The following is an 18,056-nucleotide window of genomic DNA, read 5'->3' on the forward strand; positions in this document are numbered from 1 at the left end:
CTGGCCGGGCGGACCCCTGTCCGGTGGGATGAGGAACGGCCGGGAGAACGTCTCCGCGCACCCGGTGGGAGCCGTTCGCGCAGGGGAACAGGGGTCACCATGAACGCAGTCGCCGGGGCCGTCTCGCTCAGGCAATCGGCACAGCAGCACGCCGTACCACCGCCCGCACCGCCCGCCGCTCCCTCGGTCCGCGGGCGGCCGGCCGCGGACCGCCTCGTCGGTCGCGAGGGCGAACTGGGGGCCATGGAGGCGTTCCTGCGCCAGGGCCTCGCCGGCGGGGCCACGCGGACGGTGTACGGGACGGCGGGCGCGGGCAAGTCGGAGCTGCTGGAGGCCGGGGTCGAGGCCGCGGCCGACGCGGGCCTGCGCGTGCTGCGCTGTGCCGGTGCACGGGGCGCCGCTGCCGCTCCCCGCTCGGGGCTGCTGCAACTGATGTGGCCGCTTCTGGACGGTCCGCCCCCGGTCCGCGGCGCGGGTCCCCTGCGGGACCTGGAGGAGCTGCTGCTCGACGGCGCATCCGGCGCCGACGGGACACCTCTGCCCTTCCTGGTGCTCGGCGCGCTGGAGTCGGCCGCCGCCGACCGGCCGCTGCTGCTCACCGTGGACGACTTCGACGCGCTCGACGCCGCCAGCGCGGAGGTGCTGGCCTTCGTGGCGCGGCGGACGGCGGGACGGCGGCTGGCGGTGCTGATAGCCGCGCGCCACGGCTCCGGCTCCGGCCGCCGCGCGCTGCTGAGCGGCCTGCCCGAGCTGCCGCTCGGCCCGCTGTCGCCGGCGCAGTCCGCCGAACTGGTGGCCCTGCGGCGTCCGGGCTGCGACCCGCTGGCCGAACGGGAACTGCTGGCGACCGCGGCCGGAAACCCCTTGGCGCTGCTGGAACTCCCGGCGCGGACCGGGGAGTCGGTGCCCGACCTGCCCCCGTCCTCCGACCGGCTGGCCGCCGCGCTGGCGCCGGGTGCCGCGCTGCTCCCGGCGGCCACCCGGGATCTGCTGCTGGTGGCGGCCCTCCACCCGGACGGCGAGCTGCCGCTGCTGATGTCGGCCGCGGCCCGGATCGGCGGCACCGCACCGGGCTTCGAGGCGGTGGAGCGGGCCGAGCGCGAAGGGCTGGTGGTGTGCGAGGGCACGGGGCTGCGGTTCACGCACCCCGCCGCGGCCGGAGCCGTGGTGCACGGCGTCGGCCCGGCTCGCTGCCGTACCGCGCACGCGGCCCTGGCCGAGGTGATGGAGCGGGACCCGGTGCGCCGCGCGTGGCACTCGGCGCAGGCGGCGGAGGGGACGGACGCGGGGCTGGCCGCCCGGCTGGAGGCGGTGCACGGCGACGCGCTGGAGCGGGGTGAGCCGGTGACGGCCATCCGTATGCTGCGGCGCGCGGCGGACCTGTACACCGCGCCCGAGGACCAGGGGCGCTGTGCGCTGCTGGCCGCCCGGCTCGCCCACGACCTCGGTTCGCGGCGCATGGCGCGGATGCTGGCGCACCGGGCGCTGCGGCACCCGCTCGGGCCGCTGGGCTCCCTGTGCGCCCGGGTCCTGGCGGGGCAGCAGGACGCCACGGGGGACGAGCGGCGTTCCTGGGCGGACCCGGCGAACTGGCCCGTGCCGGAGGGCCCGGGCGAGGAGGAGCACGCGCTGGAGCTGGCCCGGCTCACGGCGCCCGGGATCACGGCCGACGCGGAGCGGTCCGAGGCGCTGCTGGCCTTCCTCGACCGGATGCCGCGGCGGGCGGGCGATCCACGGCTGGTGCACGCCATGGCGACCGTGGGCGGCACGCGGCGCGCGGGGGTCGTCGTCGCGCGGTTGTCCGCCGCCTCGGACACGCACCTGGTCCCCGTACGCGACCTGGAGCGGCTGGGTGAGGCCGCCCTGCTGGCCGGGGCGGCACTGCGGGCGCTGGACCTCTACCGGCAGGCGGAGCACCGGTGCCGCTCCCTCGGCCTGGACGACCGGCTGCCGCACGTGTGGCTGCGGCAGGGGCTGGCGCACCTGCTCATGGGCGACTGGGGACAGGCCGGGCGGTCGTTCGCGCGGTGCGGCGAGTCGGCGCCGCACCGCGGCCGGGACCGGCTCGCGTCGGCCGCGAGCATGCTCGGACGCCTGGTGCGGGGGCTGCGGGCGGGCACGGTGCCCGTCGTCGACGCCGCGGATCTGGCGGCCGCCCGGCACTCGGTGCGGTTCGTCGACGACGTCGTCGCGGTCGCCACGGCCTGGGCACGGGTGGAGGGCGGCGACTTCACCGGTGGTCACGCCGGACTCCTCGCGCTCCTGACGGACCCGGGCCGGGCCGCCGTGGCCCGGTACGCCCTGGTCCCCTTCGCGGAGGCGGCGGAAGCGGTGGGCGCGGGCCGGGGGGCACGCGCGCTGCTGAACCGGCTGGCCGCCGAGACGAAAGAGACGGAAGAAACGGAAGCGGATCGCTCCGCGCCGCAGGCCGCGGCGGTCGCGGTGGACCTCTCCTCGCCTGTGGCCGCCGAACTCGCGGTGGCGCGGGCGGTGCTCTCGGACGGGCAGGAGGCCGACGACCGGTACGGGCGGGCGTTCGCCATGGACCTGTCCCGACGGCCGTTCCTCGCCGCGTCCCTGCGGCTGGCCCACGGACGGCTGCTGCGGCGGCGGCGCGAGATCACCGACTCCCGGGTCACCCTGCGGCAGGCGGCGGCCGCCTTCACCGTGGCGGACGCGCGGGCGCGGGTGGCGCGCATCACCGCGGAGCTGCGCGCAGGCGGCGCGCGGACGGAGACCGCCGCGTCGGGCGGGGCCGGACCGGCCAGCGTCCGTGACCTGCTCAGCGCGCAGGAGCTGCGGATCGCCCGGCTGGCCGCACACGGTCTGTCCAACCGGGCCATCGGCGAGGAGCTGGGCCTGGCGCCGCGCACCATCGGGGCGTATCTGTACCGCATCTTCCCCCGGCTGGGGGTGACCGCGCGTACACAACTGGTCGCGGTGCTGCGGGAAGTGCGCGACGACTGACGGGTGCGTGGGCGCGGTACGTGCGCGGTCCGTCTGCGGTCCGCGGTCGACGGGACAGGTGTTACGAGGGGTCGACGCGCTCGGCGAGCTGGGCGCGCGAGGTGATGCCCAGTTTCGGGAAGATCTGGTAGAGGTGCGAGGCCACCGTGCGCGGCGAGAGGCGCAACTGCTCCGCGACGGCCCGGTTGGACAGGCCGCGGGCGGCGAGCCGGGCGATGGTCAGCTGCTGCGGGGTCAGCAGGTCGGCGGCCGAGTCGCGGACGCCGGCGGTCTGCTCCGGTCCGGTCTGCGCCAGCCCGGTCGCCCGCAGCTCCGCGGCGGCGAGATCGGCGCGGGAGACGGCCCCGAGCGAACGGAAGACCCGCTCGGCGGCGGCGAGGGGCTCCCGGGACTCCAGCAGCCGGCGTCGGCGTCGCAGCCGGGCGCCGTGCGCGAACCGGGTCATCGCGTACAGCAGCGGCCACTGCTCGGCTCCGTCGGCGAGCGCCTCGGCGTAGCGGGTCTCGGCCTCGCCGTCCTCGGCGAGCACGGCGCGGGCGTAGGCCAGGACACGTTCCGGCAGGGGGGCCGGACCGCCGGGGGCGCGGGCCCGGATCCGCTCGACGACGGCGCCGGCGTCGGCGCGCTCCCCGGCCGGCCAGGCGGCCTCGGCCAGGAAGGCCAGCGCCCAGACCCGTTCGAAGGCGTACGGCGCCGTCCGTTCGGTGAGCAGTGCGCGCAGTTGGGCGTACGCCTCGGCGTACCGTCCGGCGCCGGACGCCGCCAGCGCCCGGGTGATCGCGGCCAGGTCGAGATGGCGGCTCTGGCCGAGGCGCAGGGCCGCCTCCTCGGCCTCCGTGGCGCAGCGCAGCGCGTCTTCGGGCCGGTCGCACAGGGCGTGGAGGATGCCCTGCACCCCGACGGCCCGTGCCGACCAGTCGGCCTGTCCGGTCCGGCCGGCGATGAAGCGGCCCTCCTCGGCCAGGGCCAGGGCGGTGGCCCACCGGGTGCCCAGCCACACCTCGCCCAGGGCGCGGGCCACGAGCAGGCGCGGCAGCCGTCCGTGCCGTCCCTCGGCGCGGGCGGTCGTCTCCGCCCGCGCCAACAGCGGCGCCGCCCGCTGGAGGTCGCCGGTGAGGTGGGCTACCTGGCCGAGCAGCATCAGTTCCTCGGTGCCGGACGGCCGGGGCGCGGCGGCCGGGGCCTCGCGGCTCGCGGCCGACGGGTCGGTCAGGGCCAGCACGGCGAGGTCCCGGGCATCCCAGGGGTGGGGGCGCAGGTCGCGGAACGTATGGACGACCAGGTCCCGTTCGTGGCGCGCGGCCCGCTGCCACCAGCACCGGCCGGCGGCGGCGTGCAGCAGCTTCTGCGCGAGGACGGGATGGTCGGCGGCGACGGCGCGGGCCGCCGCGCACAGGTCGGCGACGCGCTCCCGGCCGACCGCGAACTCGCCCGGGATCAGGTCGTGCAGCCACAGCGACTGGGCACGGCCGACGGCACCGGGTCCGGCCGCTTCGACGCCCCGGGCATACCGGCGGGCCTGCCGCTCCAGTCCGTGGTGGCAGGCGAGTTCGGCGGCGCGGGCCAGCCGGGAAGCACCGGTCTCGGCGTCCGGGGAGAGGTGGGCGGCACGTTCCAGAGCGGCCAGGGCCGGCAGCACGTCCGTCCCCGCGCGCGGCCCGGCGGCCAGGGCTTCCAGACGTGTGGCGAGTTCCGCGTCGGCACGGGCCATGCACTGGGCCGAGTGCCAGGCGGCACGGTCCGGGTCGCCGACGGCCCCGCCGAGCGCCGCGTGCGCGGCCAGTCGCCGCGCCCCCGACTCCCGTGCGAGCACGGCGATGCGCAGCAGCGGGTCGGGGAACCGCAGTTCCTGCTCCGGGCGGGGCTGGTCGGGATGATGGTCGAGATCGCGACCGCCTTCGGAACCGGCCTCACGTCGGGGAACAGCGACCTGACCCGGGGCACCGTCCCCTCCGGGGGCACCGACCCGGCCCGGGGTGCCCTCCCCTCCAGGGGTACCGACCCGCCCGGGGTCATCCTCGCGACCGGGGACACCGACCGGGCCCGGGACGCCCTCCCCACCAGAACCGCCCTCGCGACCAGGGAAACCGACCCGGCCCGGGCCACCCTCTCCTCCAGCACCACCCTCCCGCCCGGGGCCCCCGCCCCCTCCAGGGCCACCGTCCCGGACGACCTCGTGTCTGGTGATCAGTCCGCGGGTGAGTGCCTCCTCCAGTCCGGCTCGGGCCGCGGCGTCGTCGCCGGTCAGGCGGGCGGTGGCGGTCAGTACGTCCCGGGCGGACGGTGAGGTGCTCAGCGCGCCGACGAACAGCAGGTCGCCGGCTGCCGGTGACAGACCTTCGAGGTCCCGTGAGTACGCCTGGGCCAGGCGGGGGGTGGCGGGCAGCGTGCCGAGGCCGGCCGTGTCCGGGGAGAGCGTGGCACCCAGCGAGAGTTCGGTGAGCGCGAGGGGGTTGCCGCGCGCCACCTGCAGGACGAGTTCCTCCTCGGCGTAGGTCGTCACGCGTCCCGCCAGGGCGACGAGGCGGCGTGCCTCGGGGGCGGGCAGTGGTCCGAGGGTTGCCGTCCGGGCGTCGGGGGCGGGTTCCCCCGGCGGCGGGGCGGCCCGCTCGGTGACGACCAGGCCGACGCCGGTCCCTGCGCAGAGCCGGGCCAGGGTGCGTACGGTGTCCCGGCTCGCGGGATCGAGCAGGTCCACGTCGTCGGCACAGAGCAGGACCGGGCCCGGGGCCAGCGTCAGCAGGTCCAGGGCGGCGGCGGCCAGCTGGCCGGGGGCCGGTCCGGTGCCGTCGACGCCGAACGCGGCCCGCAGGGTGGCGCGCTGTGCGGCCGGCAGTTCGTCGAGGCGGGGCAGGAGGCAGCCGAGGAGGCTGTGCAGCGCGGCATACGGCAGGGCGCGTTCGCCGGGTGCGGGTGCCGTCTCCAGTACCGGCACACCGCGTCCGGCCGCTGTGCGGGCGGCGAAGCGCAGGAGAGCCGTCTTCCCGGTGCCCGGACCGCCGCTGATGTGGAGCACCCGGGGGCTGCCCGTACCGTCCGCACTGTCGTCGGCCTCGCCGCCGGGCAGGGCGGCCAGCAGGTCGGTCACCAGTCGCCGTTCGGACGCTCGGCCGACGGGCGCGGTGGTGTCGGACGTCGTGTGTGCGCTCACCTCTGTCCCTTTCCGGCTCCTCCGGCCGGCCCCGCGGCGGGCGGTGTCCCCTCCGCGCCGGAAGCGCGGGAAGGACTGTAACACCGGAGGATTCGGACAGGAACGCCCGCGGTGTCGGGCTCGTCCCGGCCACGGCCCGGGGGGTGGCGACGGCCCCGGAGGCCGACGTCCGTTCCGCGCCGAGTCCACGGCACACACCTGCCGGACTGACAGCCGCCGGTCGGTGACCGGGTCCGGGTTCGGGTGGGCCGAAGGCACCCGGGGACCCAGGGACCCGCCAGCGCGTCCTCGGCCGGGCCGCCCTCGGGGACCCTCCGAGCTATCGCCCCTCGGCGGCCCCGTGCAGACGGCGGCTCACGTCGCCCACCATGCGAATCCGCACGCTCCAATCCACGAAACGCGACTGTCCGTCACGGCGGGCGAAGCGGTCCCGGTACCGGCCCGCGGCGACGGGCCGCAGCGGCAGGTCGGCAAGCGCCCGGAGGACGGTGACGTACGACCGCGCGAACGCCGTGCCGGCCTGCTCGCCGACCTCGGCGTTGATGTTGGTGGTGACGTGCTGCGTGCGCGGGGTGCCGTCGGCATAGACGATCAGCGTGTTCCGGAACATCTCCTCGATCGCGGCGCTCCCGCTGACCGGCTCGACGCTGCCGCGGAACATGGCGTCGGCCAGCAGAGCGCCGAGTCCGGCGAAGTCGCCGTCGTCCACCAGTTCGGCGTACCGGGCGATCAGGTTCTCGATGAGCCGGTGACTCGGCAGCAAGTCACCGTGCGGGCGGGGGGCCTGGACAAGATCTCCTCCATGGGGCCTTCGGGGGCGACGCGGCACTCGCGCGCCTGCGCCCGGCGAAGCGGCGCCGAAGCCGTCGGCAGACCGCCGATGTCCTCAGCCTGCCGCCAGGGCGGGTGCTCCAAGTCGTGCCGGAGTCGGTCCGGGTCAACGAGGCAGGTGTCGCGAGTCGGCAAAGACAGGTTTCCACCTGGGAAACAACCTGCCCCCTCACGCCGGTGCCGGGCGGTGCCGTGCGGTGTCGCCGTCGCCTCATCCCGGCGTGATGGCACGTCAACGCACTTGCACTTAAAGCGTGTTCGGGCATTTTTGACGCACAGGCCGTCTGCCGGGGCGCCCTTCCCAAGTCGCCACCGTCGACATACATTTCCGTCACCCGGTAGCACCATTCACACATCCGCCCGAAGGAACGTTTTGACACACCACCCTTCCGCCAGACGGCGGCGGCTTCGCCTGCTCGCGATCGCTGCCGCCGCCGTGGTCTCGGCGACCACCCCGCAGGCGACCGCGGCCGCGGGCACGGCATCGCCCCCGGCGGCACACGGCACCCCATCCTCCTCCCTGCCGCCCGACAACGTTGTCACCCCTCGTGGTGCAGCCACATCCGTCGTCACCCTGCTCACCGGCGACAAGGTCACCGTCGCTCCCGCGTCCGGCGACGGACCCGGCACCCTCACCGTGACGGGACCGGACGGTCGGCCCACCGGTGCACGGGTGATGACGGTGGGCGGCGACACCTACGTCTACCCCGACTCCGCCCTCCGGTACCTGGCCGCCGGATCCCTGGACCGACGGCTGTTCAACGTGACCCGGCTCGTCGCGGACGGCTTCGACGACGCCCACCTCGACCACCTGCCGCTCATCGTGACGTACGGCGGCAGGGAGGCCGGTGCGGCCACCCTGCGCGGGCGGGCCGAAGCGATACCCGGCGACCACACCGACGTGCACCCGCTCACCAGCGTCAACGGCGTCGCCCTGGCGGTGGACCGGAAGGACGGGGACGCGTTGTGGAAGGCCCTGACCGGGCCCGCCGCCGACCCGGCGAGCGCACCCGCCGACGAGGCGAAGCCGGTGTTCCGGTCGGGCGTCGCCGAAGTGTGGCTGGACGGCAGGGCGGAGGCCACCCTCAGCGACTCGGTCGCGCAGATCGGCGCGCCCGACGTGTGGGCCGGGGGCAACACCGGGAAGGGCGTGGACGTGGCCGTCCTCGACACCGGCTACGACCCCGGCCACCCCGACCTCAAGGACGCCGTGGCGGACAGCCGCAGCTTCGTCCCCGACGAGGACGTCACCGACCGCAACGGCCACGGCACCCACGTCGCCTCCACCATCGCGGGCAGCGGCGCGGCCTCGGACGGCAGGGAGAGGGGGGTCGCGCCCGGCGTCGACCTGCACGTCGGCAAGGTGCTGAACAACTCCGCCTCGGGTGCCGAGTCCTGGATCCTGGCCGGTATGGAGTGGGCCGCGCGGGACACCCACGCCCGGGTCGTCAGCATGAGCCTGGGCAGCAGCGTGGACGCCGACGGTGAGACCCTGCTCGCCCGCGCCGTGAACGAACTCAGCGCGGAAACAGGCGCGTTGTTCACGATCGCGGCCGGCAACGACGGCCCCGGTCCGCACACCGTGAGGTCGCCCGGTACCGCCGACGCGGCGCTGACCGTGGGCGCCGTGGACTTTGCCGACGCGCTCGCGGACTTCTCCAGCCGGGGCCCCCGCTACGGCGACGACGCCCTCAAGCCGGAGATCACCGCGCCCGGCGTCGGCATCCTGGCCGCAAGGTCCCAGTACGCGGCCTCGGGTTCCGGCTCGTACCTGACCCTCAGCGGCACGTCGATGGCGACGCCGCACGTGGCCGGAGCCGCGGCGCTCGTGGCCGCCGCCCACCCGGACTGGACCGGCAGCCGGATCAAGGACGCGCTGGTCAGCACGGTGCACCCCACCCCGGACATCACCGCCGACGACGGCGGAAACGGCCGGGTCGACGCCGAAGCGGCGGCCTCGGGGACCCTGACGGCCACCGGCAAGGTGGACGCCGGCATCCACTCCCCCGGCGAGGACACCGGCACGGTCGCCTCCACCGCCACCTGGACCAACACCGCCGACCAGCCGGTCCCCGTGGACCTGGCCGTCGACGCGCCCGGTGTCCCGGCCGGTGTGTTCACCCTCTCCGAGGACCACCTCAAGGTCCCCGCGCACGGCACCGCGAGCGTCACCGTGCGCACCGATCTCGACAAGGCGGGCGGACTGCGGCGCTGGACCGGCCGGCTGACCGCGTCCGTCGACGGCACCGTCCGCACCCGCACCCTGCTCGGGGTGAGCACCCGACAGCGCCTCGCCCACGTCCGCACCACCGTCACCGGCCGCTCCGGCGAGCCCACCGACGGCATCCTCACCCTCTTCCGGGAGGGCGACCCGTACCCGAACACCGTGCTGTACGGCGCGGGGGTCTCCGACATCCTGCTGCCGCCCGGCCGGTACACGGTCTGGGCCGACTTCCGCGTCGAGGGCACGCACGGCGCCTCCTCGGCCGGCTACGCCCGCGCGATCCTTCCGCAGGTGGACGTCACCGGCGACACCGAAGTGGCGCTGGACGGCAGGAAGCTGCGGCAGATCAGTGCCGTGACCCCGCTGAAGACCGAGAACTTCACCCGTCGCCTGGACTTCCACCGCTCCTTCGACGACGGCAGCTCGGTGACCGACAGCGCCCAGATCGGCGACGGCTTCGACAGCCTCTGGACCCTCCCGGCGGCGCCGGGAACCGACGGCGAGCAGAACCTCACGGTTCGCTGGCGCAACCAGCAGCCGCTGCTGGCGGTGACCTCCGGGCCGCAGGACTTCGACGACCTGTGGCTGCTGCCCGGCTCGGGGAAGCTGCCCGAGGGCACCCACGGCCTGGCCGTCGTCCACCCCGGTGAGGGCCTGGCCGCGGACTACGAGGGCGTCGACGCCGCCGGAAAGGCCGCCGTCGTGCGCTGGGACTCCGACGACGAGGACAAGGCGGGCGACCAGATCAGGGCGGCACAGGCGGCGGGCGTGAGGCTGCTGCTGTTCGTGCACGACCTGGACGGCCGCCTGCGGATGCCGGTCGTCAAGTCGTCCATCGCGGTCGCGGGCCTGTCCCGCACCGAGGGGGAGACACTCATCGCCCGGGCCGAGGCGGGCGGGCCGGACGGTGTGCCGCTGCGCGCCGTCTCCCACCCCGACACCGACTACCTCTACGACCTGGTCCGCACCTGGACGGGCCGCATCCCCTCCGACCTGCGGTACGCGCCGCGGCAGGGGCAGCTCGCCCGAGTGGAGACGTCGTTCCGCAACCCCGAGGGACGCGAGGTCTACGAGGCGCGCTACGACACCCATCCCTGGACCGAGTACAACGTCGACGCTCCCCGGCTCAGCACGGCGGGTGCCCACCGCACCGACTACGTGACCACCGACCGCTCGTTCACCTGGTCCGAGGAGGCGATGCTCTACCCCGTGGTCTTCAGCACTTCCGGGCCGGTCCGCTATCCGGCGGGCCGCACCACGAAGGCGCCCTGGTTCGGCACGGTGGCGAGGCCGCGCATCAACGAAGGGGTCCAGCAGCCCATCCGCACCGCCGACCGGATCGACGTCACGATCCCGTCCTGGGGGGACTCCGGCGGCGGCCACGCCAACTACGCCGCGTTCGGCAGCCCCGAGACCACGGAACGGACGGAGCTGTACCGCAACGGCACCCTGCTCGCCACCGGGTCCTCCGGCCTGACGGCGACGGTGCCCGCGGCGCGGGGGGCGTACCGCCTGACGCACACGGCCACCCGGGAGGCCACGGCCGAATTCCCGTACTCCACCGCCACGCGCACCGAGTGGGCGTTCACCTCGGCGGCGCCGCGTGAGGCGGACCGGCCGGTCCAGCTCCCGCTCGTGCAGCTGGACTACACGCTGCCCACGGACGAGGAGGGCAGGGCGGCCCGCGACGCCACCCTCCTGGTCACGCCGACACACCTGGCCGGCGGACCCCGCGCGGCGCTCCACACCCGGAAGGTGGAGGTCTCCTACGACGACGGCGCCACCTGGACCACGGCCCGTCTGCGCGACCGGGGCGAGGGCGGGGTCGGCGTCGTGCTGAAGGCCCCGGCGCGGGCACGGTACGTCTCCCTGCGGGTGCACGCCGAGGACAGCGGCAGCGACACCGTCACCCAGACCGTGGTGCGGGCGGCGGGCATCGTCCGGTGACTGTCCGCGGCCGGGCGGGGCGAGACGGGTCTCGCCCCGCCCGGCCGCGGGGGGTGCCTGGCGGACTCCGTCAGCGCAGCGTGTACGCCTTGGGAATGGTCTGCCTGCCGATGTCGCCCTGGTTGTCGACCGCGCTGACCCGCAGGCCGACGCCCTGGCCGGCCCGGTCCCGTCGCGGGTTCTCGATGGTGGCCGTGAACGTTGGCAACGAGTGTGCGAGTGCGCGGGCGGCCGGGGCGATCGCTCAGATGCGGGATTTAAGCCCGCGTTTCCTCCCGCGCCTTTTCTTCGTCCTCTGAACGGCGCCCGGAATTAACTCGTCGGGCGGGTGGCGTCGGGGTGCCGGGGCGGGCGGGCCGGGTGTGAGGGGGAAGGTTCTTTCCCAGGCAGAAACCTGTCTCTCCCGCGGGGCCGCCCCAGGGCGCACAGTGAATGTGTGCCCGGCGCAACGGCCGGACCCGAAGGACCAAAACCTCTCGTTCAAGGAGTCACCCATGGCCAGGACCCGTGTCAGTTTCGACAGCGTCGGCATCGAGATCGCCGCGCACCTCTACACCCCCGACACCCCCGCCGCCGACGGTCGCCCGGCCGCGGCGCTGGTGGTGGGCCACCCCGGAACGGGCGTGAAGGAGCAGACCTCCGGCACCTACGCGCAGCTGATGGCCGACCGCGGGTTCGTCACCCTCGCCTTCGACGCCGCGCACCAGGGCGAGTCCGGTGGGCTGCCCCGCGGTCTGGAGGACCCCGCCCAGCGCATCGAGGACTTCAAGGCCGCCGTCTCCTACCTCACCACCCGGCCCGAGGTCGACGCCGACCGCATCGGCCTGCTGGGCGTCTGCGCCGGTGGCGGTTACTCCCTGGCCGCCACCGGTGGCGACCACCGGGTCAAGGCCGTGGCGACCGTCTCCACCGCCGAGCCCGCCCGCCAGTTCCGCTTCGGCGCCGAGGGCACCCAGGACCCGGCCGTCTTCCAGACCCTGCTGGACGCCGCCGCCCAGGCCCGCACCACCGCGGCCCGTGGCGAGGACCCGGGCGTCCTGACCATGTTCCCCGACACCGCCGAGCAGGCCGGCGCGCTCGGCGGGGAGCACGGCATCGAGGGCTGGGAGTACTACTGCGGCGCTCGCGGCTACCACGAGCGCTCGGCGAAGTTCCTCACCTGGGACAGCATCGACAAGATGGCCTCCAGCGACGTCTTCCGCTCCGTGCCTCTCATCGGCCCCCGTCCGGTCCTGCAGATCATCGGTGAGCGCGCCGTGACGGCGTGGATGGCCATCGAGGCCCACCAGGCCGCCACCGGCCCCAAGGAGCTCCACCGCATCCCGGGCGCCAGCCACGTCGACCTGTACGACAAGCGGGAGTACATCGACCTCGCCGTCGAAAAGCTCGACGAGTACTTCACCGGACACCTCAACAAGTGACCGGAAGCACGGCGGGAGCGCGCGCGCAGGTGCGCCGGGCGGCATGACGAAGGGGCCGACAGCCGGTACTGGCGGCCCCTGCCCCGCCCCTCACGCACACTCCACCACCATCCGTACACGTGAGCTGGACGACATGAAACCGACACCTGACTCCCACCTCGGCGCGTTTCTCCGGGCACGTCGGGCGCAGCTGACTCCGCAGGAGTGCGGGCTGCCCGGGACGGACTCCGGGCGCCGGGTCGCAGGACTGCGCCGAGAAGAAGTGGCCCATCTCGCCGCGATCAGCGTGGACTACTACACCCGGCTGGAGCAGGGCCGCGTCCGCGCCTCCGCCTCCGTGCTGGTCACCCTCGTACGCGCCCTGCGCCTCGACGACGACCAGAAGCAGTACCTCTACCACCTCGCCGGCCAGAGCAGCGCACGGCCACGGCGCCGCCGGCCCGCCCAGCGCGTCCGGCCACCGATGCGCCGTCTGCTGGACCAGCTCACCGAGGCACCCGCGCTCGTCCTCGGCAAGCGTCTGGACGTCCTGGCCTGGAACCCGGCCGCCGCGGCGCTCTACACCGATTTCCCGGCACTCGACCCGGGCCGCCGCAACTACGTGGACCTGCTGTTCACCAACCCGGTCGTGCGGGCCCTGCACCAGGACTGGGAGCACGACGCCCGGGACGCGGTCGCCGCCCTGCGGATGGAGGCCGCGGCCGACCCCGACGACCCGGAACTCGCCCGCCTGGTGGGTGAACTGTCCCTCAAGGACGCCGACTTCCGCACCTGGTGGGCCGAGCACCGGGTCAGCGGAGCCGGGTACGGCACCAAGCGCTACCGCCACGCGCTGGTCGGCGACCTGACGCTCGACTGCGACACCTGGGCCAGTCCCGACGGGTCCGGGCAACGTCTGATGGTCCTGACCGCCGAGCCGGGCAGCCCTTCCCACGACGCACTGCGCATCCTCGCCTCATGGACCTCGCGGGTACCGGGCGACGAACACATGGAGGACACGAGCCGATGAACGCGACGCACGCATGGACCCCCGAGGACCTCACCGCGTTCGCCGAGACGTACTCCCTCGTCCTGATCGCCGGTGACGGTGAGGGGGGCGGCGTGGAGATCGGCATGGTGCCGGTCGACGGCGACCTGTACGTCCGCGCCTACCGCGGCACCCGGTCCCGTTGGTACCGGGCCGCCCGGGAACACGGCCACGGCCGGATCCGGGTGGGCGGCGTGACCCGCGAGGTCGTCCTCACCACCGGCGACCTGGCACTGCCCGCCGGACTCGACGACGCCTTCCGCGCCAAGTACGGACCGGTGTCCGACGCGCTGATCGCGGTCCCGCAGGCCCGGGCCGCCACGATCCGCATCGACCCCGCACCCGCGCCGGCCTGACGCGTCCCCCCGCGTCCCCGTGGGTTGCCTCAGCGCGACGACCGCCCCGGCTTCGCGAATCCGGGGCGGATCAGGCCGGTGCGTTTCGCCGTCGCCAGGACCGGAGTGGTCTCGATCGAGGTGACCTGCTCCATGTCACCGATGCTGTCGGTGAGGAAGCGGTAGAGGCCGTCCAGGTCCGCGGTGGTCACCATCACCAGGAGGTTGGCGGGACCGGTGGTCGCCGCGGTGAAGCGGACGGCGGGCTCGCGGCTGAGGCGTTCACCGGCGGCCTGGAGGGCGCTCGGCCTGACGGAGAGCCACAGTTGGGTCTTGACGCTCAGCCCGAGCAGGGCCAGGTCGGTCTCGGTGACCAGTCGGATCGTCCCGTCGTCGAGCAGTGCCTCCAAGCGGCGGCGGGCGGTGCGCGCGGTGGTGCCGGTCCGCTGGGCCAGGGTGGCGTAGTCGGTGCGGGCGTCCTCGGTCACGGCCTGGATCAGCGCCAGGTCGGCGGCGGACAGTTCGGTCGGTGGCCGTGAGCTGAGCGGGAACGGCCGTACCCCCAGTCGCTCCGTCTCCTCCGCGGCCAGCAGGCGCGACCCCCAGTTGAGAGAAGCGGGGAAGATCCGCAGCAGGGTGTGGGAGGTCCAGCTGTGCACCGCGGCGGTGGCCGGCAGGTCCCGCAGCAGCAGGCGGTTGCGTTCCTCCGTGCCCTCCAGGTAGACGAGGGTGCTGATCTCGTCACCGCCGCCGAGGATGTCCACCCACAGGGTGTCGGCCCGGTGGGCCAGGACGGAGGCGACCGTCCTGATGCGGTCGGGACGGCAGCGGATGCGCAGGGCCATCGGCACCAGTTGGGGGAAGCGGATCGGGTTGCGCTCGGCGGTGGCGCGCAGCGTGCCGTCGGCGAAGAGCGGACCGGCCCGGCGCACCACGGTGCGTTCGGACAGTCCCAGACTGGTGGCGACGCTGCGCCACGTGGCCCGCGGCGAAGCGATGAGAGCGGCGGCGATCCGCTGATCCGTCTCGTCGAGGCTTTGGCGCATGATCGTCACTTTACCGATCCGTCTGGCGTGGAAACTGCTATCTGCCCCGCCGATGTGGCGTGGGGCGGTCCATGCGGTGAAGGATGCATCGCATCGAACCGCGCCGACCCCGTACGGGGTCGGGCCCGGCCCCCACGTGAACCGGGAAGGAAGCCCCCACAGTGACTCGCCTCAACATCCTCACGCTGTCCGGAAGCCTGCGCCGCGACTCGTTCAACACCGCCCTCCTGCGCGAGGCCGAGCGCCTGAGCGCGGTCGACCGCTTCGACCACTTCGACGGCCTCGGCCGTCTTCCCCACTTCAACGAGGACGAGGAGTACCCCACGCCGCCCGCCGTGGCCGAGCTGCGCCACCGCGTCCAGAACGCCGACGCGGTCCTGATCGCCTCGCCCGAGTACAACGCCTCGATACCGGGAGCGCTGAAGAACGCCCTCGACTGGCTCTCCCGCCCGGCCCACGACGGCGGGCCCGTGCTGCAGCTCAAGCCGGTCGGCGTCATCGGGGCCTCTCCCGGCCCCTTCGGCACCGTCCGGGCGCAGCTGGCCCTGCGTCAGGTCCTGCACAAGATGAACGCCCGGGTCGTGCAGCAGCCCGAGTTCCTCCTGTTCGAGGCCCACCAGAAGTTCGACGACGACAGCCGCCTGCCGGACGGCACACCGGCCCAGAAGCTGCTGAGCGAGCTGCTCGACGCGCTCGCCCAGCTCACCTCACAGCCTCAGCAGTAGCAGGGGGACGCGACATGGAGATCGGTGCTCTCAACCAGCAGTCCGCCGTCAGGTCGCTGGAGCTGGACGACGTCCGGCTGACCTACGTCGTCGACGGTGCCATGGCGATGCTGCCGGCGGCCTTCTTCCCCGACTTCGATCCGCGCTACTGGGACGATCACCCGGAGGCGCTCGACGAGAACGGCCGCGTTGCGATGTCGGCGGGGGGCCTGCTGGTCGAACGCGCGGGCCGCCGCCTGCTGATCGACGCCGGGCTGGGGGCGGTCGACGGACCGATCCACGTGTCGGGCGACACCGTGGGACTGAGCGACAGCGGGAGCCTCGTCTCGGTGCTCCGGACGCTCGGACACGCGCCCCAGGACATCGAAGCGGTCGCCTTCACCCATCTGCACGTCGACCACACCGGCTGGGCGTTCGCCCCCGAGAAGACGTTCCCGCGGGCCCGCTACCTCGTCGCGGCGGCCGAATGGGCCCCGCACGTGTGCGGCACACGGATCCCGGGCGCTCCGGCGGCGGACACGCTCAGGCGCATCGGCGCGGCCCACACGCCCTTCGAGGACGGCCAGGAGATCTTTCCGGGTGTCCGGGCCATGATCACGCCGGGCCATTCGCCGGGCCACACCTCGTACGTCGTCTCCGCGGGACGGGAGCGGGTGGTGGTGTTCGGGGACGTGTTCCACACGCCCGCCCAGCTGGCGCACCCCGAGTGGCCTTCCGGTCCCGACCTGGAGCACAGCGAGGTCTTGGCCGCCCGGCGGCGCGTCGCGGGCGAACTGGCACGGCCGGACACCATCGGTTTCGCGTTCCACTTCGGCGACCAGGCCTTCGGACGCCTGACCGGCACGCGCTGGACCCCGGTGCCCGCCCCGGCGGTCCTGCCGACGCCCAGGACCGTCTGAGGGTGTGCCGACCAGACCCACACGTGTCGCGCCACGGCAGCCAGGCAAAGGCCCTGCGAAGGTCTCGAATGCCGCACTTCACCCCGATCCAGCGGAACCGGATCATTTGTACGCATTGCCGTCTTGACGAACGGCGGGTGCGATGAGAGGTTAGTAACCAGTCAGGGCGGTGATTCACCGGCGAGGAGATTGGACGTCATGACCTCACACTCCGACCCCCGAGCACTCGGCGAGTTCTTGAAGGCCCGCCGCGCCCAGCTGGATCCGGGAGAGTGCGGGCTGCCCGAGACGGACTCCGCGCGCCGGGTCGCGGGCCTGCGCCGTGAGGAAGTGGCCCGTCTCGCCGCGATCAGCGTGGACTACTACACCCGGCTCGAACAGGGCCGCGTCCGCGCCTCCGCCCCCGTGCTGACCACCCTCGTCCGCGCCCTGCGCCTCGACGACGACCAGCAGAGCTACCTCTACGAGGTGGCCGGGCGGAGTGCCGACAGGCCCCGCCGGGCCAGCCGCTCGGTCCAGCGGGTACGGCCGCCCATGCGCCGTCTGCTGGACCAGCTCACCGAGGCGCCCGCGCTCGTCCTCGGCAAGCGTCTGGACATCCTGGCCTGGAACGCGGCCGCCGTCGCGCTGTACACCGACTTCGCCGCGGTCCCGGCCGATCGGCGCAACTACCTCCGCCTGATGTTCACCGATCCCGGGGTCAGGGCGATGCACCGGGAGTGGGCACACGACGCCCGGGACGCGGTCGCCGCGCTGCGGATGGAAGCCGCGTCCGACCCCGACGACCCCGATCTCGTCCGCCTCGTCGGTGAGCTGTCCCGGCTGGACGCCGACTTCCGCACCTGGTGGGCCGAGCACCGCGTCAACAGCGCGACCTACGGCACCAAGCAGTACAGACACCCGATGGTCGGCGACCTGACCCTGGACTGCGACACATGGGCCGGCGCCAACGACTCCGGACAGCGTCTGATGATCCTCACCGCCGACACCGGCAGCCCCTCCCACGACGCCCTGCGCATCCTCACCTCGTGGACCACCGAGCGGGCGGGCGCGAAGCCGGCGAAGAAGGTGGCTTCCTGACCGGCGTGCGCACGGTGAACCGGTGGGTGCGCGGCGGCAGTCGGCGCGTACCCGGACCGCTCGGGATCGGCGCACACCTACGATCGACTCGTGAGCACATGGAGTAGAAGCCTTACCGCGGCCGGTGTCACCACACCCGGGGCACGTCGGGACTACGACGCACAGCGGCGGCTGGTGGCGCGCTTCCGCCCGACCTCCTACCTGGCCGTCCGTCTGCTGCTGCCGCCTCCGCTGCTGCCGCACGTCGTCGCGATGACGGCGGTGATGCACCACGGCGACAACCTCCTGGACACCGGCCCGCGACCGCGGCGCGAGGCGGCCTGGGCGCACTGGGAGCGCCGGGTGCGCGACGGGCTGACCACGGGCACGAGTGACGACCCGCTGATCCGCGCGCTGGTGCGCA

General features: G+C 74.3%; 12 protein-coding genes and 1 pseudogene. 9 read left to right on the plus strand and 4 right to left on the minus strand.

Annotation, left to right across the window (positions count from 1 at the left end; genetic code table 11):
• Positions 1-99 precede the first annotated feature (99 nt).
• Positions 100-2,967 (plus strand): AAA family ATPase, encoded by a 2,868-nt coding sequence (locus IE94_RS0132375; protein WP_078606651.1) that lies wholly within the window; start codon positions 100-102, stop codon positions 2,965-2,967.
• Between the two features lie 61 nt (positions 2,968-3,028).
• Here the strand turns inward: IE94_RS0132375 and IE94_RS41350 are convergent, their stop codons facing one another.
• The gene (locus IE94_RS41350; RefSeq protein WP_037924244.1) at positions 3,029-6,118 is read right to left on the minus strand and encodes a helix-turn-helix transcriptional regulator; all 3,090 of its coding nucleotides are present in this window, start codon (positions 6,116-6,118) and stop codon (positions 3,029-3,031) included.
• Positions 6,119-6,437: 319 nt separating this feature from the next.
• A complete protein-coding gene (locus IE94_RS0132385; protein WP_037924246.1) occupies positions 6,438-6,881 on the minus strand; it encodes a nuclear transport factor 2 family protein in 444 nt (147 codons plus the stop codon).
• Between the two features lie 441 nt (positions 6,882-7,322).
• Here IE94_RS0132385 and IE94_RS0132390 point away from each other — a divergent pair, with 441 nt between their 5' ends.
• Positions 7,323-11,120: a S8 family serine peptidase gene (locus IE94_RS0132390; protein WP_051777810.1), complete on the plus strand. Its 3,798-nt coding sequence runs from the start codon at positions 7,323-7,325 to the stop codon at positions 11,118-11,120.
• Between the two features lie 70 nt (positions 11,121-11,190).
• Here the strand turns inward: IE94_RS0132390 and IE94_RS40090 are convergent, their stop codons facing one another.
• On the minus strand, positions 11,191-11,328 hold the full coding sequence (locus IE94_RS40090) for a hypothetical protein (protein WP_157849416.1): 138 nt from the start codon (positions 11,326-11,328) through the stop codon (positions 11,191-11,193).
• Between the two features lie 286 nt (positions 11,329-11,614).
• Between IE94_RS40090 and IE94_RS0132400 the strand changes: the two genes are divergently transcribed.
• From IE94_RS0132400 to IE94_RS0132410, 3 genes are all read left to right on the plus strand, one after another.
• A complete protein-coding gene (locus IE94_RS0132400) occupies positions 11,615-12,541 on the plus strand; it encodes an alpha/beta hydrolase (RefSeq protein WP_030191526.1) in 927 nt (308 codons plus the stop codon).
• 133 nt (positions 12,542-12,674) lie between these two features.
• Positions 12,675-13,550 (plus strand): helix-turn-helix domain-containing protein, encoded by an 876-nt coding sequence (locus IE94_RS0132405; RefSeq protein ID WP_030191528.1) that lies wholly within the window; start codon positions 12,675-12,677, stop codon positions 13,548-13,550.
• Positions 13,547-13,924 carry a DUF2255 family protein gene (locus tag IE94_RS0132410; protein WP_030191531.1) on the plus strand — a complete coding sequence of 126 codons (378 nt, stop codon included), beginning with the start codon at positions 13,547-13,549 and terminating at the stop codon, positions 13,922-13,924. The genes IE94_RS0132405 and IE94_RS0132410 overlap by 4 nt, the downstream gene beginning before the upstream one ends.
• 29 nt (positions 13,925-13,953) lie before the next feature.
• Here IE94_RS0132410 and IE94_RS0132415 read toward each other — a convergent pair whose 3' ends face one another.
• Positions 13,954-14,949 (minus strand): Lrp/AsnC family transcriptional regulator, encoded by a 996-nt coding sequence (locus tag IE94_RS0132415; protein WP_030191534.1) that lies wholly within the window; start codon positions 14,947-14,949, stop codon positions 13,954-13,956.
• A 161-nt stretch (positions 14,950-15,110) separates the two neighbouring features.
• Between IE94_RS0132415 and IE94_RS0132420 the strand changes: the two genes are divergently transcribed.
• The 4 genes and pseudogenes from IE94_RS0132420 to IE94_RS0132435 all read left to right on the plus strand — a co-directional run.
• Complete coding sequence (locus tag IE94_RS0132420; protein ID WP_030191537.1) at positions 15,111-15,674, plus strand: NADPH-dependent FMN reductase; 564 nt, start codon at positions 15,111-15,113, stop codon at positions 15,672-15,674.
• Between the two features lie 14 nt (positions 15,675-15,688).
• On the plus strand, positions 15,689-16,573 hold the full coding sequence (locus IE94_RS0132425; protein ID WP_030191539.1) for an MBL fold metallo-hydrolase: 885 nt from the start codon (positions 15,689-15,691) through the stop codon (positions 16,571-16,573).
• 198 nt (positions 16,574-16,771) lie between these two features.
• Positions 16,772-17,653 carry a helix-turn-helix domain-containing protein gene (locus tag IE94_RS0132430; RefSeq protein ID WP_030191542.1) on the plus strand — a complete coding sequence of 294 codons (882 nt, stop codon included), beginning with the start codon at positions 16,772-16,774 and terminating at the stop codon, positions 17,651-17,653.
• A 90-nt stretch (positions 17,654-17,743) separates the two neighbouring features.
• Positions 17,744-18,056: pseudogene (locus IE94_RS0132435) on the plus strand (phytoene/squalene synthetase); the annotation flags it as partial.

It is taken from the genome of Streptomyces violaceorubidus, assembly GCF_000717995.1.
Lineage (GTDB): Bacteria > Actinomycetota > Actinomycetes > Streptomycetales > Streptomycetaceae > Streptomyces > Streptomyces violaceorubidus.

Coding starts and splice junctions, on each gene's coding strand:
- IE94_RS0132375 (WP_078606651.1), top strand. CDS start 100: ATGAACGCAGTCGCCGGGGCCGTCTCGCTCAGGCAATCGGCACAGCAG.
- IE94_RS0132400 (WP_030191526.1), top strand. CDS start 11,615: ATGGCCAGGACCCGTGTCAGTTTCGACAGCGTCGGCATCGAGATCGCC.
- IE94_RS0132405 (WP_030191528.1), top strand. CDS start 12,675: ATGAAACCGACACCTGACTCCCACCTCGGCGCGTTTCTCCGGGCACGT.
- IE94_RS0132410 (WP_030191531.1), top strand. CDS start 13,547: ATGAACGCGACGCACGCATGGACCCCCGAGGACCTCACCGCGTTCGCC.
- IE94_RS0132415 (WP_030191534.1), bottom strand. CDS start 14,949: ATGCGCCAAAGCCTCGACGAGACGGATCAGCGGATCGCCGCCGCTCTC.
- IE94_RS0132425 (WP_030191539.1), top strand. CDS start 15,689: ATGGAGATCGGTGCTCTCAACCAGCAGTCCGCCGTCAGGTCGCTGGAG.
- IE94_RS0132430 (WP_030191542.1), top strand. CDS start 16,772: ATGACCTCACACTCCGACCCCCGAGCACTCGGCGAGTTCTTGAAGGCC.